We start from the raw sequence: 15,721 nt of genomic DNA, 5'->3' as shown, positions 1-15,721 counted from the left end.
TTAATTCCATATTTCAAAAACTATCTAAAGAGCTAGTACTACTGTATATCATAAACCACCGAATTCCCTATCGCTATAAAAGTATAAGAGCTAATTTATAAAGTAAATATTCAAAACCTAAATTTATTGCTATGCTTAGGCTTTGCAAGTTTTGTCCAGTAAACCACAAATTCATAAAAACTAGGTAATAGAAAACTATCGGCTAAGTTGACAAATCATTTATAAGCTGTAAATAGTAAAATCAAGTGACATATGATACTGGTTTTACTTCTTACTTAAGACTATTTTAAACCAAAATATCATGAAGTATTCCCGGCAAAATTTTCAATGTGTTTTCTTTTTTTTTCGAGATATTGTCTACCTACTCTATTAGTAAAATTACCACTTTTTATAGGACTAAAATAATCAACAATGAGAGCAAATAGATATAATATTGAAAATTTAATTCATAAGTCTAATTATTTTTCCATTGAGCATAGATAATAAAAAAATGTATATTATTATATGAATATCCAATAATGTTGTCAGTGATTTGAGCAATATTTTTATGTTTACTTTCTCCTAATAATCAGGATAAATAGTCAACCATTTTTTTGACATTTAGTTTTTTATAAATCATCAAAATTTTAACACTCTTTTTCAATGGATAGAGGCAAGGTAAACAAGGTTATTTCTTTCATGGGCTAGCATTTTTAACCTCAACCAAAATATATAAATAACCTCGACCTATTTGACTTGATTTTTTTTGAAATTCTAGATTATCAAAGTAAAAATTATTTTTATCAACCCCTACTAAATACTAGTAATATTAGCAGGGGAAAAATATACAATTTAAAAACTATCAGCCTCATAAAAAAATCCAGAAAATTCAAAGCTCCACTTAATTTAGAAGGAGTTTAAATTATCTTATAAACCTAAAAATAACAATTCTTTTAATGGCTGAGTACTTATTTAAAAAAGTAAATTTTTGAAGTTAATTATTGTTTGATTATTGTTGAGGTGTTACCACAGTTATATCATTCTTAACAAAGTCTAATTGTTTAGGGCTCATAACTTTTTTGATGGCCAATTCATTAATATCTTTGTAAGGACGGCTTTCTTTTATTTTTTCTGGTAAATTAGGTACATTTAACTTGATTGCTAATTTTTTTAAATCTGAGTCTGAAGCATCATTTATATCTATTTTGATTGTAGCACCAGGAGGAATAGATACATTTGAATTTGAAGTACCTGGACTAGTATTAGGAGTGGTGTTAGGAGTAATTGTACTTGCACAAGAACTGATGGCAATTAAGCTAGCAACGATTCCAGACAAGGATAGAAAATGAAAATAATTTATCATATTAGTTAGTTGAGAGAATTTTTTTGTTAATACTAAGACAAATCTATATTAATGGGTATGGAAAATATTGACAATTTTTAGTTAGGTTTTCTTCCTTAGTCCAAGACAGATATGACTAGGTATACTCTTAAGCAATTTCCACAGCTTCAATTATTCCTTTTTTTTTCTGAATACATGAATACATAACTTTCTTTATCATGGGATACTTAATGACCAAAATTATATATAATGCCTCCTCAAGATTACTAATTTTACTCTTAAGCAGTTTCATAGAAAAATAAATACATCAGTCAAAAAGGCCAACAAAAATATATCTACACTATTTAGATAATTACTTTAAAAAGATAGTTAATGGTTGTATAATCACTTACTCTGAACATCTTAACCTTTGCCATTATCAAAGCCATGAAAATGAGGATTAGAAAACTACTTTTAATGCTATTGACTCTAACTTTTGTAACTCCTACTTCTCTATTAAGTAGTTGTCGAAACCAAATAGATCAAGATAATACCAATTCAACTCAAATAATTGACAAAACTAAAGGTAATCTTAAGCTCCGTGCCAATGGAGAAGATTTTGTTAGGAAAGGCTTTATTACTAAAGATGGGTGGAAAATAACATTTGATAAACTCTACATTAATCTAGTTGAAGTTACTGCCTATCAAACAGACCCACCCTACAAAGCTGAAACAGGGGCAAAACTAGAGGCAAAAGAAAAAGTCATTCTTACTAAAAGCAAAGTGGTAAACTTGGCAGAAGGAAATGAAACAGCAGAAACTATTTTAGTCAGTGAAATATCTGCTCCTCCAGGTCACTACAATGCTATCTCTTGGAAAATGCTTAAAGCAACTAAAAGCCCTGTTCAAGGTTATTCTTTATTAATGAGTGGCACAGCTACTAAAGATAGTAAGACTATATCTTTTATTGTCAAAATTGACCACGAACTAGAATTTACCTGTGGAGATTTTGTCGGGGATCAACGTAAAGGTATTCTTAAAGCTGGAGAGACTGCAGAGTTGGAAACTACTTTTCACTTTGACCATCTTTTTGGTGATAGTAATGCTAACCCAGATGAAGAAATTAATACAGAAGCATTAGGTTTTGCTCCTCTGGCAGCGATCGCTACAGCCGGAAAAGTTGAGGTAGATATGGAAACATTCAAAAAGAAACTTTCCCCTACTAATTATGAAAAATTTATGGCAATTTTACCTAGTTTGGGTCATGTGGGGGAAGGTCATTGCGATGGTCAAATTTTGAAGAGGGAATAGATAGTAGGGAATAGGAAGAAAAGGAAATATAAAATTAAGAAAAAACTGGATAAAAGTCGTCCCCAGCAGTTAGAAAATTCTCGTGCCTCTCAAATATAATAAATGCTACTAATTTAACTTCTGAGCTCTGAGTTATGATGCCAAATACACCAGGTATCAAAGCCAGAGCTAATTTTTTGTCATCAGAAAATATTTACAACCCTATATTTTTAGTTAGCTAATTCTAGTAAGCAGGTAAACAATTAGGAATTACACACTTTAAAAGCTGAAATCTAATCCTTGTCTAAACATCGCCCTTTGCAAATAATTTTGTGTAAATAGGCCGGTGTTAAAATGTGTCGTAATATTACAAAATGTAAATGAACCTCAAATCAACTGTGTAAAGGAGCTTAAAGTCAGTATACAAATCTTAATATAGCTAAGTTTTTTCATGCCTACCTACAAATATAGCAATCCTAAGTAGGTTGCGGCAAAATTTTATACTGAAAAAGTTTTGGGAAATTGAATATTTGACCATCCGCAAAAAACTTAAATAGCCACTTAACTACTTTAAAAGAACTGCAAAGATGATAAAAAGTAATACTGAAATTTTTGGTTTGTAACCAAATATCTTCAACAGGATTTTGCTCCGGAGCATTGGGAGCAAATCTTGTACAATTTATCAACAATTCTTCTTCTGATAAGTATTGATTAATTGTCATTAAATATTCTCGAAATTCTTGAGAGTTATGGTAAGTTGCCCCATCCCAAAATATTGCCAATTTGTTGCCCGGTCTTTGCTTCTGCAAATATTTAATAAATTCAATAGTATTTTTAGTATTTCCACTCTCATATTCTTGCACAAGAAATTCCTTGGTTTTATAGTCTAAAGCTCCATAATAAGTCTGTCTTTCTTTTTCATTTTTAATTGCAATTTCTATTCTTTCATCTGTTTTTCCCCAAGCATAACCTAATATGTCTCCCCATAGAAGATGACATTCATCAATCATAAACACTGTAAGCTTTCCAGTTTCTATTTCTGGTTGCCATTTAGCTAAAAATTCCTCTATTTCTTTTCTTTTAACTTCTACTAATTCATCATTTTTAGCAGGATTCTTTTTTTGAGTTTTTTTCCAACTTATGCCCGCTTCTTTAAACAAGTTATAGTAACTTTGATTAGACTCAAAAACCACATCATATTGCTCCTGTAAGTAGTTTTTTAAATCTGATAACCTAAGATAATCTTGTGCTCTCAACCACTCAATTGTTTTCTCTTTTTCGACCGTTTTTAAGTAACCTTGTCTCCCTTGATACTGAAGCCTTAAACTTTCTACACCATGAAATAATGCTTGGTTTTTCCATTCACTAATAAAACTGTGAGAAACATTTAATAATTCTTTGACTTCATGGTAGGATTTTCCTGACAAGGTCATTTTTACGGCCAAGGCCCTTTTAATTTCTTTAGACTCTTTTGTTTGATTAATAAAATCATTTAGTTTATCTATAATATTCATTTTTTGTCTTTTTCTTAGATCTGTTATTCTTACTATTATATCTGTTGCGACCAATATGGGATTGCTATAGTACTTAAAGATATATGAGATTTCAAAGGACACAATTTTTTTCTAGTGCCAAGAAATTGGCCTTGAAAGTATCAAAGCAGGCTTGTCCCATAGCCAAATTCCTTATTGAGCAACAGTTGTAAGTTGAAAAATGCACTATCACTAAGCTAGATTTGGTATAACTTCTATTATATAAAGTCTGATTATCTAAAAATCAAAAATAGAAAATTTATAATAAAAATTAACTTGAGCAATTCAGGATTTTCTATAAAATAAATCCTATTACACAAAAAATCATTTAAGAATAAAGAATGGAAAAATTTATGAAGCGACTATTAATAGAGGTAAAACATGAAATGGCAATTAGTTATTCCTTTAATATTTTTATCTTTACTGAGTTTAGAGGGAAAAGCGAGCCCTCATGGAGTGAAAATTCAACATCAAATTACTAAAGCAATTAAGATTAATGCTATTTATGATTCTGGAAATCCTTTAAGTAATGCTTCAGTTACAGTTTATGCTCCTAATTTTCCTAATAAACCTTGGTTACAAGGTATGACTGATGAGGAGGGAAATTTTATTTTTGCTCCTGATCATTATCAACCTGGATATTGGGAAATCAAGGTGCGTCAAGCTGGTCATGGTAATTTAGTTAGTGTTCCTTTTCAAGTAGATAAACTGGAGAATTCTCCTAGGAAAAATATCAGTAAAAGTAGTTATTATTTAGCAAGTACAACTAGGGATTATAATCCCATACAAAGAGGACTAATGATAGGTTGTGTTATATGGGGATTTGTAGGAACTTCTTTATTTTTCTGGCGATTTCCAACTCAAGAGCAACCACAAGAAAATCGTTAGACTTTTGTTCCTGACTTTTCCAAATAGTCTATTACAGTTATAATTTTTTCTCAAGTATTTGACTTTCGCGTTTTTTAATTTTAAATTGTCACAATGCATATTTCAGAAGGTATTCTGCCAGCTCAACTTTGTATTAGTGGTTATGGATTTACTTCTCTAATTACCTGGTATTCTCTACGCAAAATTAATCGTCTAGCAAATCCTCAAGCTAGTATTCCCAAAGCTTCTTTATTAACAGCAGCATTTTTTGTAGCTTCTAGTATTCATATTCCTATGCCAATAGGTAGCGTTCATTTAGTGTTAAATGGATTATTAGGAACTTTGTTAGGTTATTATGCTTTTCCAGCCATATTAATTGGCTTATTTTTGCAAGTAATAGTGTTTGGGCATGGTGGTTTAACTACTTTAGGAATTAACGCTATAATTATGGGTATACCAGCAATTTTGGCTTATCAAATATTTCAATTACGTCACATTTTAGGGAATAAAATAAATGAAAATTTATCAATAAAAATTTTAGGGTTTATTGCTGGAGCAACTGCTATTGGAGTTTCTAGTTTAATATTTTTTAGTTTAATTATTACAAATATTCCGTCTGGATTTAATACTTCATTAGAGGAGAAAGCAATTTATGGATTAATGATTTCTCATATTCCTTTGATGGGAATAGAAGGAATTTTAACTGCTATGATAGTCAGTTTTATGCATCGAGTCATGCCAGAACTTTTACCTTCTTAAATAAGTGAAAAGCCAGAATTTAGGGAGTTTATTCCTTCCTTTTTTTTATCTTTTTCATTCTTAGTAAGGCTATATATAGTAATACAAAAAAAGTGTTAGGAAATTAAAAAATGAAATCCTTGACAACTAATAGTTATGACTTGAGCTAATAGCTAATACCTGTTTGTGGAGTATTTCGGAATAGAAATACTTAAAGCTAGATTAGGTAATGAGGACTGATACAGTAATGAAATTTGCCCTAGATGAATACGCTAATTTAAACTCCCCAATACATAGATGGGACGTAAGATATAAACTTATTGGTTTAATCTCATTAATGTTTGCATTCGCTACAGTTAATAGTTGGTATCTAATTCCATTAATGTTGTTCCTAAGCATTATTCTTTATGGAATCTCAAAACTACCTCTATCATTTTTAGCTAATCGGTTACGTTATCCAGGATTTTTTTTGTTAGGAGTAATCTTTTTATTACCTTTTCTATCTGGTCAAACTATTGTTTGGCAATTGGGATTTCTGACAATTCGCCAAGAAGGATGTCTGGCAGTTATATTAATTGTTAGTCGTTTTTTTGCTATTATGACCACTTGTTTAGTTTTATTCGGTACAAGTTCATTTTTAACAACTTTAAAAGGGATGAGCAACTTAGGAATTTCTCCCATTATTACGGATATGTTGATGTTATCTTATCGTTATCTTTTTGAACTATCCAATCAACTAAAAATGATGCTGAATGCCACTAAATTACGGGGTTTTAAAAAGAGCAAAATTAGTTGGAGAAATTTATCAGTTTATGCTGCTCTTACGAGTAGTATTATAGTAAGAAGCTATCAACAAGCAGAGCGAGTTTATAAAGCAATGTTATTACGTGGTTATGGCAATCTATCCAATAATAAAAGTCATCCCCAATACTCTACTTCCAAAAATGGTTTTCAATTTGGCTCTGATGTAATATATTTATTTATATCTCTGATAGTTGCTGTTAGTTTGATCGTTATAGAAATGTTTTTGGGCTAGACTTTGAAAATTATTCAATCCTGATTGAAAATCTACTTTACCTAAGTTACTCATAGTAAATGTGTTTAAGAACTTCAAAAAAAAGCTGTTTACATAAGGTGCTACATGGAAATACTGTACCTGATTAAAGTGAAAATAGTTATAATATTTACTCAACTTACTACTTAATATTGCTCAGTAGTTAATAAAATTCTTATTCCTATGTTAATAATTAGTTATTTATCAAATGCAAGAGGATAAATCACAAGCTGGAGTCTATGTTAAAAACCTATTATTTCAATATTCTCAAAATGATCCTATTTTACACAATCTTTCATTGACAATTAAACCAGGGGAAAGAGTTGCTTTATTAGGTTCTACGGGTACAGGTAAAAGCACTTTTATGGAAACTTTAGTAGGATTGAAAAAAGCTTTATCTGGTGAAATTTGGATTCAAGGAATTCTCCTAGAACAAAAAACTTTATCTCAAGTGCATAGTCAAATAGGTTTTTGTTTCCAAAATCCTGATGACCAATTATTTATGCCTACTATTTTAGAGGATATAACTTTTGGTCCGCTTAACTATGGTTTACCCCTAGAAACTGCTAAAGAAGTTGCTCAAAATTTGTTAGTAAAATTTGGTTTAGAAAAATATGCACATCGTTCTGTTTATGAACTTTCAGGAGGTCAAAAAAGATTGGCAGCTTTAGCAGCAGTTTTAGCATTAAAGCCAGAAATTTTAATATTAGATGAACCAACTAATGGCCTTGACCCTTTATGGCGTCGCAACTTAGCTGAAATTATTTTACAATTACCAATGCAAATTATTTTAATTGCTTCTCATGATTTAAACTGGGTTAGCAAGGTAACTGAACGTGCTTTAATTTTACAGTATGGTCAAATTCAAGTAGATACTTCTACGGAAAATATTCTCCGAGATACTTCAATTCTTGAATCCTATGATTTACCTTTTAATTATTAAAGTAAGAAGTAAGAAAAAAAGATTAATAATTTAATTTTATCTAGCTTGAGAATTAAATGAGTTATGGCACTACAAATTTAGGTTTTTGACATTGGTAAATCTTATTGGCATAGTATTTTGGTGCCGAAAATTTACGAGGGAAATTTTTTGAAATTTTAATTTCCCCTCTTAGAGGCTAGGGGAGATTAATTTTAGAGTAGCCCCCAGCACTATGATAATTAATGGTGAAATTTATGGGTTGTTTCGTAATAAAGAAGTATGGCTAAATCTTTAATAATTTCCTCGTTTTTAAAATAATTTCCGTACTTTTTATTTGCTGTTTCTATGCAAAGTTTCATAATTTCTGATGATTCGTCAATATAGTGAGCGATCGCTTTTTCTTTTTCTTGTTTTGTATGATTATGATGTCTCAAATCTGGGTGTGGTCCCACTACAGTTTCCGAAGTAACCTTAATATCTTTTCCGACTGGATGAACTATTTTTTTCACTCGTCTTTTTTGAACTTCTTCGGCAAAACCAGATGCAATTATACCTGCTGGTAAAGCAAAAATTCCAATACCTAAAAAAGCTACAGTAGCACTCAATAATTTACCTAAATGAGTTACAGGATAAACATCTCCATAACCCACAGTTGTTAAAGTTACTACTCCCCACCACATAGTCTCTAAAATACTAGAAAATTTATTGGGTTGTACTTCACTTTCTACTAAAAACATGAGACTTGAGACAAAAACTAAGACAAAAATTACTACCAGTAATGTAGCTATTAGTTCTTCTTTTTTGGCAGCTATAACCTTAAAAATAGTTCGTAATGATTCTGAATATCTACTAATTTTAAATAGACGAAATAAACGTAGTAGAAGAGTAAATTTTATAAACTCTAAACTTGGAAATAATACTTGTAAATAAAATGGTAAAATGGCTACAATATCTATTAGTGCCAAGGGTGTAATTACATATCTTAATCTGCCATAAATTGGATGATTGTATTTAGGATTAACTGTACATATCCATATTCTGATCAAATATTCTATAGTAAAAAATATAGTTACAAGTATTTCGATTAATTTTAACTGTTCAGGATAATGCTGTGAAAATTTGGGAGATGTATCTAAAATAAATGCAATCACACTAATGCTTGTTAAGATAGTAATTATCAAATCATCTAGTAAGCTTAAAAAGTTTTTGGGATTGGAATATTCAAAAATATAGTAAATGTTTTCTTGCCAAGATTGGCATTGAAGTTTTTTTCGTATATTTATCATTTTTTTTATATTGTATAAACTGATCATATTTACATTTATTTTTTGATAGTTTATTACTGGGGAGTAAAAAGTTATCCTAAAAAACTATTGGCGTTAAAGGCTGAAATTATTATAGGAATTGGCTGGCAGCATTTATAGTTTTTTTGAGAAAATTTCTAACCTTGAGATAGATGTAAGCCAAAGCTCGCAATAGTTATTCCCAGCACTTACCATTGTCTAGTTTATTAGTAATTCTTAAATTCCTCAAATATGGCAAACTATCCCTAGTAAATTTATCTGAGGATTTATAGTTTTTTTCACATTGATCAAACAAAGTTGGCTACTATTAAAAGGGATAGCTGTAACAAAATACAATTGCTTTTTTTGGTAACTTTACTTGACTAATCAACTAATACTAACTACTAGCACTAATAGCACTAAAAAGTAGATAGATTGTGTACAAGTCTATATTGTCATTATTCACGGTGATTTAATTGTATTTTAGCAATTAGTGAACTTATAGCAACCTATTTAGTTTTTTTATCTAGCCTATACCATAACTTGTTTCAATAAAAAAAATAAATATTTGAAATAATATTGTTATATTTAAGACTTGTTTGTTTAATAATTTAATGTTATAATTACATTTTTTAATAAATAAAAATTATCATAAAAAAAAGAAAGAAAATTTTTAGTCAATTCTCTTGTTTTCAGTAGAACTAAATTATTAATTATTAATTATTGAAGCGTCTAATTTTCTATATTTCATAAGGATGTATACTACCTCTAAAAAAAAGAATACACTATCGTGAAGTAGATCTCAAGCCGAGATATTTAAAAATAGCTATTGTCATTTATGTTAGAGAGCTATTTTTATTATTTTCCCTTTTTATCAATATTTACTCTAACTTCTGGAGAGGTGACAGATAAGAATAAAAAGCTTAACTAACAAAGCTTGCAGGTTTTCTAAATTTCTAATAATTAAGCCGTTTGTGAGGGAAAATAGCTATTAATTTATCAGCTTCTTCTGGAAAATTTCCAAAGAATTAAACTAAGTTTGACCTCTATTTCCTGTCTAAAAATGGCTATGTCGTTGATATTTTCTCCTTTTTTATGTAGGACAATTTACATAGTTTGCTACTCCTTTTTCACAAATTATTTTTCCTACAATTAAGGATTGAGAGTCAGCTAAAGTTATCAATAATATTCAATAATCGTTTTTCTTTGACTTAAGTTCCTTCGAGATTATAGCCCCAACTTTTAAAATATCAGAACATTTATTCAATGCCTATTCATTTTTTATTAAGCATTTATTGTCCTTTATAAATCCGAAAAATTCGTGAGAATAAACTACGCTTATTCTGCTTTTATACCGCGATATTTTCTTTTCTATTCACTCACAAAATTTACGAGCCCAAAACTTATGGATTTAGTTACTTTGACTCCTTGTAAATACATAGATATACTTGGTTTTCTTCCTAATTATTTCAGAGCTATCCACAGTTCTTTTTCTCTTTACTATTTACAGACTTTTTTTCAATCTCACATATAAATACGTCTTTTCTTGATCTTTTAATCACTTAGCTAGTTCCATTCTACAAAATTATCTCTCTCCTAACATTACTTTTTGAGAATTTGAGAATAAATTTAATACCATAGATAATACCTTTTCTGGCTCGGAAAAGTTACTGTTACCTTTTTTTCTAAATTAGTGATGTAAATTGGTATGCTGCGACGCCGATAGACTAGACTAAAAACTAACAAATTTACCACATCCTACCCCGTCCTATCTATCACTAAATACAAAATTTATCTTTCTTGAAAACTATGATTAACTCAATCTTTAATCTAATGTTAACACAAAGTTTCAAATTTAATATTCACATTCGATAAAAACCTTTGCAAACTCCGACAACAACTCTGAAATTTAATATATTTTGGTATTTGATTAGCTAAGGTTTCTAACCTTACCCACTTATGGTATTGAATTAGAAAAATTATTATTTTAACATGACAGAGATATTTTTGGTTAGTTAATTTCCTATGTGTTTACGGTACTATTAGGGTCATTTATTCATTCTTATTAAATCAGCCTTGTTAACAATATCTAAGCTCATCTTTTTTTACCATGTTTTGGTCAATCATTAAGAATGAAGGCTTTTTAACCCTTTTATCACCCTCCTAGCTCTAACCTTTGTCTTCCCTGGGAGCGACAAATTTTCTAAGCAATTTTCCTAGATTATGTAACAAAAATCATAATCTTTAATATTAACTATTTTGAGGATTTATTGCACATAAACTAAATATTGACATTTACTTAAAACTGATCTAATGTAAGACAAAATAATTCTTAACAAGTTGTCAATTTACAAGGTAAAAAAAAATCAAATGGCACGATTAAAAAGTTTTACCGTATTATCAGCGGATACATTTGCAGAAGGTCCCCCATCAGGAAAATTTATTGAAACAAATAATCGAGATGTACCATTTGATAGTCAACCAGTCCAAGGGTTTAGTGGTGTTGAGTTTGCTCCCGGTAGCGAAGATGGCAGTACTTATTGGTTTCTATCTGATAATGGTTTTGGCTCTCAAGGAAATAGTGCTGATTATTTGCTCAGACTATATAAAGTTAACCCGAACTTTGCTGGAGCAGAAAATGGCGATACTAAGGTTGAGGTTCAAGATTTTATTCAACTAGCAGATCCTAATAATCTTATACCCTTTGATATTTTCAATGAAGATACAAGCGATCGCTTCTTAACTGGAGCTGACTTTGATACAGAGTCTTTTGTTATAGATAATAATGGAGATATTTGGGTCGGAGACGAATTTGGACCTTATATTTTACACTTCGATAGCACGGGAACTTTGCTTGAGGCTCCCATTGCCACACCCAACATAGAAATTTCTTTTAACTCTCTGAGTGGGGAAGCGCCTTTAGTCATTGGACACCGGGGTGCAAGTGGTTCTCGTCCCGAACATACTCTAGAAGCTTATAGACTAGCGATCGAAAAAGGTGCAGATTTTATTGAACCAGACCTGGTAATTACTGCCGATGGTGTGCTTATTGCCCGACACGAACCACTGTTAGACGATACTACAAATGTTGCTGAAGTATTCGCTCCAGAACGTCAAAGCACTAAGTTTCTTGATGGAGTAGAAACTACTGGCTATTTTGCTGAAGATTTCACCCTTGAAGAAATCAAACAATTACGCGCTGTTCAACCTCGAGATTTCCGTGATCAATCTTTTAACGGTCAATTTGAAATTCCCACCTTCCAAGAAGTTATCGAGTTGGTACAAAAAATGGAAGAATCTGGGTTTGAGGTCGGTATCTATCCGGAAACTAAACATCCTACGTTCTTTGACCAACAAGGTTTATCCTTAGAAGAACCTCTAATTCAAACCCTACAAAATACAAGTTTCACTGACCCAGATCGTATTTTCATCCAGTCGTTTGAGTTTGCTAACTTAATTGACTTACAAAAACAGTTGAATGCTCAAAGTCTCGGTGATATTCCTTTAGTTCAACTGTATGGAAATACTACTGAAGGAGCAGATCCAAACAGTACCTTTTCTTCCCCCTTCGACATTAGGTTTAATGTTGCTCAAGATAATGACTTAGCAGCTATCTATGGTCAAGAATTCCTAAATGCAGTAGAAGTTTCTCTCTCAGAAAATACAGTTTATGCAGACCTTGACAGTGAAGAATTTCTGGAAGTTATTAGTGGTCTATATGCAGAAGGTGTTGGAACTTGGAAGAATAACATTCTGTTGCGTGAGTCCCTTGATACTCGAGTCGATGGTAACGGAGATGGTGTAGCCGAAATAAGTACCCAGTTAACAGGAGAAATTACTTCCTTTATCGAAGATGCTCACGATGCAGGTTTACAGGTTCATCCCTACACTTTACGGGATGAAGAGCGTTACCTTACCCTCAAGCCTGATCTAGAAGCTTTTGGCACAGGAACACCTCAAACTGCGGAGGAGGAATTTCAACAACTAATAGATATAGGTGTAGATGGTTTCTTTACTGACTTCCCTGGGACAGGTCGTAAAGTTCTAGAACAAAACGACTCTAATGATGAAGTTCGCTCTCCCCAAAACCCAGAAATTTCCTTTAACTCTCTGAGTGGGGAAGCGCCTTTAGTCATTGGACACCGGGGTGCAAGTGGTTCTCGTCCCGAACATACTCTAGAAGCTTATAGACTAGCGATCGAAAAAGGTGCAGATTTTATTGAACCAGACCTGGTAATTACTGCCGATGGTGTGCTTATTGCCCGACACGAGCCACTGTTAGACGATACTACAAATGTTGCTGAAGTATTCGCTTCAGAACGTCAAAGCACTAAGTTTCTTGATGGAGTAGAAACTACTGGCTATTTTGCTGAAGATTTCACCCTTGAAGAAATCAAACAATTACGCGCTGTTCAACCTCGAGATTTCCGTGATCAATCTTTTAACGGTCAATTTGAAATTCCCACCTTCCAAGAAGTTATCGAGTTGGTACAAAAAATGGAAGAATCTGGGTTTGAGGTCGGTATCTATCCGGAAACTAAACATCCTACGTTCTTTGACCAACAAGGTTTATCCTTAGAAGAACCTCTAATTCAAACCCTACAAAATACAAGTTTCACTGACCCAGATCGTATTTTCATCCAGTCGTTTGAGTTTGCTAACTTAATTGACTTACAAAAACAGTTGAATGCTCAAAGTCTCGGTGATATTCCTTTAGTTCAACTGTATGGAAATACTACAGAAGGAGCAGATCCAAACAGTACCTTTTCTTCCCCCTTCGACATTAGGTTTAATGTTGCTCAAGATAACGACTTAGCAGCTATCTATGGTCAAGCATTCCTAAATGCAGTAGAAGTTTCTCTCTCAGAAAATACAGTTTATGCAGACCTTGACAGTGAAGAATTTCTGAAAGTTATTAGTGGTATATATGCAGAAGGTGTTGGAACTTGGAAGAATAACATTCTGTTGCGTGAGTCCCTTGATACTCGAGTCGATGGTAACGGAGATGGTGTAGCTGAAATAAGTACCCAGTTAACAGGAGAAATTACTTCCTTTATCGAAGATGCTCACGATGCAGGTTTACAGGTTCATCCCTACACTTTACGGGATGAAGAGCGTTACCTTACCCTCAAGTCTGATCTAGAAGCTTTTGGCACAGGAACACCTCAAACTGCGGAGGAGGAATTTCAACAACTAATAGATATAGGTGTAGATGGTTTCTTTACTGACTTCCCTGGGACAGGTCGTAAAGTTCTAGAACAAAACGACCCTAATTTGGCTACTTCCAGCGGTTATAAAGGTATGGCATTCAGTCGCGATCGCCAAACTTTCTATCCTTTATTAGGGGGTACAGTTGAAGGCGATCCAGATAATGCTTTACGAATTTACGAGTTCGACTCTGTTTCTAGCTCTTTTGAGGAGGAGCTAGTTGGTTTCTATCCTACTGATGTTACTGGTCATACTATCGGTGACTTTACTCCTATTAATGAAAGTGAATTTTTAGTTATTGAACTGGATGATCGTCAAGGGAATGAAGCTGAGTTCAAAAAAATATTTAAAATTGACATTTATGAAGTTGATGATCAGGGTTTTGTTGAAAAAGAGGAAATTGTAGACTTATTAGATATTGAGGATCCTAATGACCTTAATGGTGATGGAGATACTAGCTTTAACTTCCCTTTTTCCAGCATTGAGAATATGTTAGTTATTGATGAAAACACTATTCTGGTTGCCAACGACAACAACTATCCTTTCTCCAAAAGCCGAGGAGATGATATTGATAATACCGAAATAATTCAGATAGAGCTAGAACAACCTCTCCTTGTTGATAAGGGTTTGCTAATTAAAGGTACTCCTAAAACAGAGCGTCTCATTGGTGGTGTTGGAGACGATACTATTATCGGTTTGAATGGCGCGGATACCTTAGCAGGTCGTATTGGTAATGATCAAATAATTGGTAGTCGTGGCAATGACTTATTGTTGGGTCAGGATGGTAATGATGAACTTCAAGGTCGTCAAGGCAACGATCACCTCTTGGGTGGTGATGGTGATGATCAGTTAAATGGTGGTCAAGGGCGTGATCGCATCAATGGCGGTCCTGGTGATGATACTTTGACTGGTGGTGCAAGTATTGACCGCTTTATCTTCAATAGTAATGAAGAATTTGAGTCTGATAATTTTGGTATTGATACTATCAATAATTTCCAACTAGACCTCAGGACAAATGAAGATGGAAACCAAGGCGACTTAATTCTTCTTGATAAGTCAAGCTTTACTGAGCTTAATAGTACTGCTGGAATTGGTTTTAGTGTTAATAATGATTTTGAAACCGTTAACACTGATAATAGTGTAGATGACTCTGATGCTTTCATTGTTTATAGTGAAAAGTCTGGAGGTCTATTCTACAATGTAGATGGTGAGTCTACTCAGTTTGCTATCCTTGATGGTGCTCCCAATATTACTGAGGATAATTTCCAAATTAGAAATTAGGGAGTATATTTAACAACGGTTTTGAACTCACTAGACTCAGGTAGGTACGTTTCATAAAACGTCCGGTTCTGTTTTTAATATGATGTCCGGATAATAAGTAATATTATGTCCGGAACATCAGTGATCAAAAAACTAAGGACCGTAACTGTCAATTCTATCCTTCTGCTGAGAGCCATAGAGCCTCCTAGGAAAACCCTCCAAAGTGTAAGCATTTAACTGGAGATAATATTATAGCCCACATTCTCT

At 32.4% G+C, this 15,721-nt stretch carries 9 protein-coding genes; 6 read left to right on the top strand and 3 right to left on the bottom strand.

What is annotated here, in order from left to right:
• Positions 1-988: 988 nt before the first annotated feature.
• Positions 989-1,342 (bottom strand): helix-hairpin-helix domain-containing protein, encoded by a 354-nt coding sequence (locus tag TERY_RS13365; RefSeq protein WP_011612328.1) that lies wholly within the window; start codon positions 1,340-1,342, stop codon positions 989-991.
• A gap of 435 nt (positions 1,343-1,777) precedes the next feature.
• On the opposite strand from TERY_RS13365, the gene TERY_RS13360 reads away from it, so the two are divergent.
• On the top strand, positions 1,778-2,611 hold the full coding sequence (locus tag TERY_RS13360; RefSeq protein ID WP_213960256.1) for a DUF4382 domain-containing protein: 834 nt from the start codon (positions 1,778-1,780) through the stop codon (positions 2,609-2,611).
• 455 nt (positions 2,612-3,066) lie between these two features.
• Here the strand turns inward: TERY_RS13360 and TERY_RS13355 are convergent, their stop codons facing one another.
• Complete coding sequence (locus TERY_RS13355) at positions 3,067-4,104, bottom strand: IS630 family transposase (RefSeq protein WP_011612326.1); 1,038 nt, start codon at positions 4,102-4,104, stop codon at positions 3,067-3,069.
• A gap of 399 nt (positions 4,105-4,503) precedes the next feature.
• Between TERY_RS13355 and TERY_RS13350 the strand changes: the two genes are divergently transcribed.
• The 4 genes from TERY_RS13350 to TERY_RS13335 all read left to right on the top strand — a co-directional run bounded on the left by TERY_RS13350 (position 4,504) and on the right by TERY_RS13335 (position 7,724).
• Positions 4,504-5,010, top strand: a complete 507-nt coding sequence (locus TERY_RS13350) for a carboxypeptidase-like regulatory domain-containing protein (protein ID WP_011612325.1) — start codon at positions 4,504-4,506, stop codon at positions 5,008-5,010.
• A 93-nt stretch (positions 5,011-5,103) separates the two neighbouring features.
• Entirely contained in the window at positions 5,104-5,748 is a 645-nt protein-coding gene (gene cbiM, locus TERY_RS13345) for a cobalt transporter CbiM (RefSeq protein WP_011612324.1), read from the top strand.
• A gap of 208 nt (positions 5,749-5,956) precedes the next feature.
• The gene (cbiQ, locus tag TERY_RS13340; RefSeq protein WP_370495438.1) at positions 5,957-6,763 is read left to right on the top strand and encodes a cobalt ECF transporter T component CbiQ; all 807 of its coding nucleotides are present in this window, start codon (positions 5,957-5,959) and stop codon (positions 6,761-6,763) included.
• Positions 6,764-6,989: 226 nt separating this feature from the next.
• Positions 6,990-7,724, top strand: coding sequence for an ATP-binding cassette domain-containing protein (locus TERY_RS13335; RefSeq protein ID WP_011612322.1), 735 nt, complete (start codon positions 6,990-6,992; stop codon positions 7,722-7,724).
• A gap of 218 nt (positions 7,725-7,942) precedes the next feature.
• Here TERY_RS13335 and TERY_RS13330 read toward each other — a convergent pair whose 3' ends face one another.
• Complete coding sequence (locus TERY_RS13330; protein WP_044137537.1) at positions 7,943-8,989, bottom strand: ion transporter; 1,047 nt, start codon at positions 8,987-8,989, stop codon at positions 7,943-7,945.
• Positions 8,990-11,356: 2,367 nt separating this feature from the next.
• Here TERY_RS13330 and TERY_RS36940 point away from each other — a divergent pair.
• A complete protein-coding gene (locus tag TERY_RS36940; RefSeq protein WP_011612320.1) occupies positions 11,357-15,475 on the top strand; it encodes a glycerophosphodiester phosphodiesterase family protein in 4,119 nt (1,372 codons plus the stop codon).
• The last annotated feature ends 246 nt before the right edge of the window (positions 15,476-15,721 follow it).

The sequence above is a fragment of the Trichodesmium erythraeum IMS101 genome (assembly GCF_000014265.1).
Lineage (GTDB): Bacteria > Cyanobacteriota > Cyanobacteriia > Cyanobacteriales > Microcoleaceae > Trichodesmium > Trichodesmium erythraeum.
This window is presented reverse-complemented; position numbering and strand designations above follow the sequence as displayed.

Bases quoted from the DNA above. Each gene is read 5' to 3' on its own strand.
- TERY_RS13360 (WP_213960256.1), top strand. From the start codon at position 1,778: ATGCTATTGACTCTAACTTTTGTAACTCCTACTTCTCTATTAAGTAGT.
- cbiM (WP_011612324.1), top strand. From the start codon at position 5,104: ATGCATATTTCAGAAGGTATTCTGCCAGCTCAACTTTGTATTAGTGGT.
- cbiQ (WP_370495438.1), top strand. From the start codon at position 5,957: ATGAGGACTGATACAGTAATGAAATTTGCCCTAGATGAATACGCTAAT.
- TERY_RS13355 (WP_011612326.1), bottom strand. From the start codon at position 4,104: ATGAATATTATAGATAAACTAAATGATTTTATTAATCAAACAAAAGAG.
- TERY_RS13330 (WP_044137537.1), bottom strand. From the start codon at position 8,989: ATGATAAATATACGAAAAAAACTTCAATGCCAATCTTGGCAAGAAAAC.
- TERY_RS13365 (WP_011612328.1), bottom strand. From the start codon at position 1,342: ATGATAAATTATTTTCATTTTCTATCCTTGTCTGGAATCGTTGCTAGC.
- TERY_RS13335 (WP_011612322.1), top strand. From the start codon at position 6,990: ATGCAAGAGGATAAATCACAAGCTGGAGTCTATGTTAAAAACCTATTA.
- TERY_RS13350 (WP_011612325.1), top strand. From the start codon at position 4,504: ATGAAATGGCAATTAGTTATTCCTTTAATATTTTTATCTTTACTGAGT.
- TERY_RS36940 (WP_011612320.1), top strand. From the start codon at position 11,357: ATGGCACGATTAAAAAGTTTTACCGTATTATCAGCGGATACATTTGCA.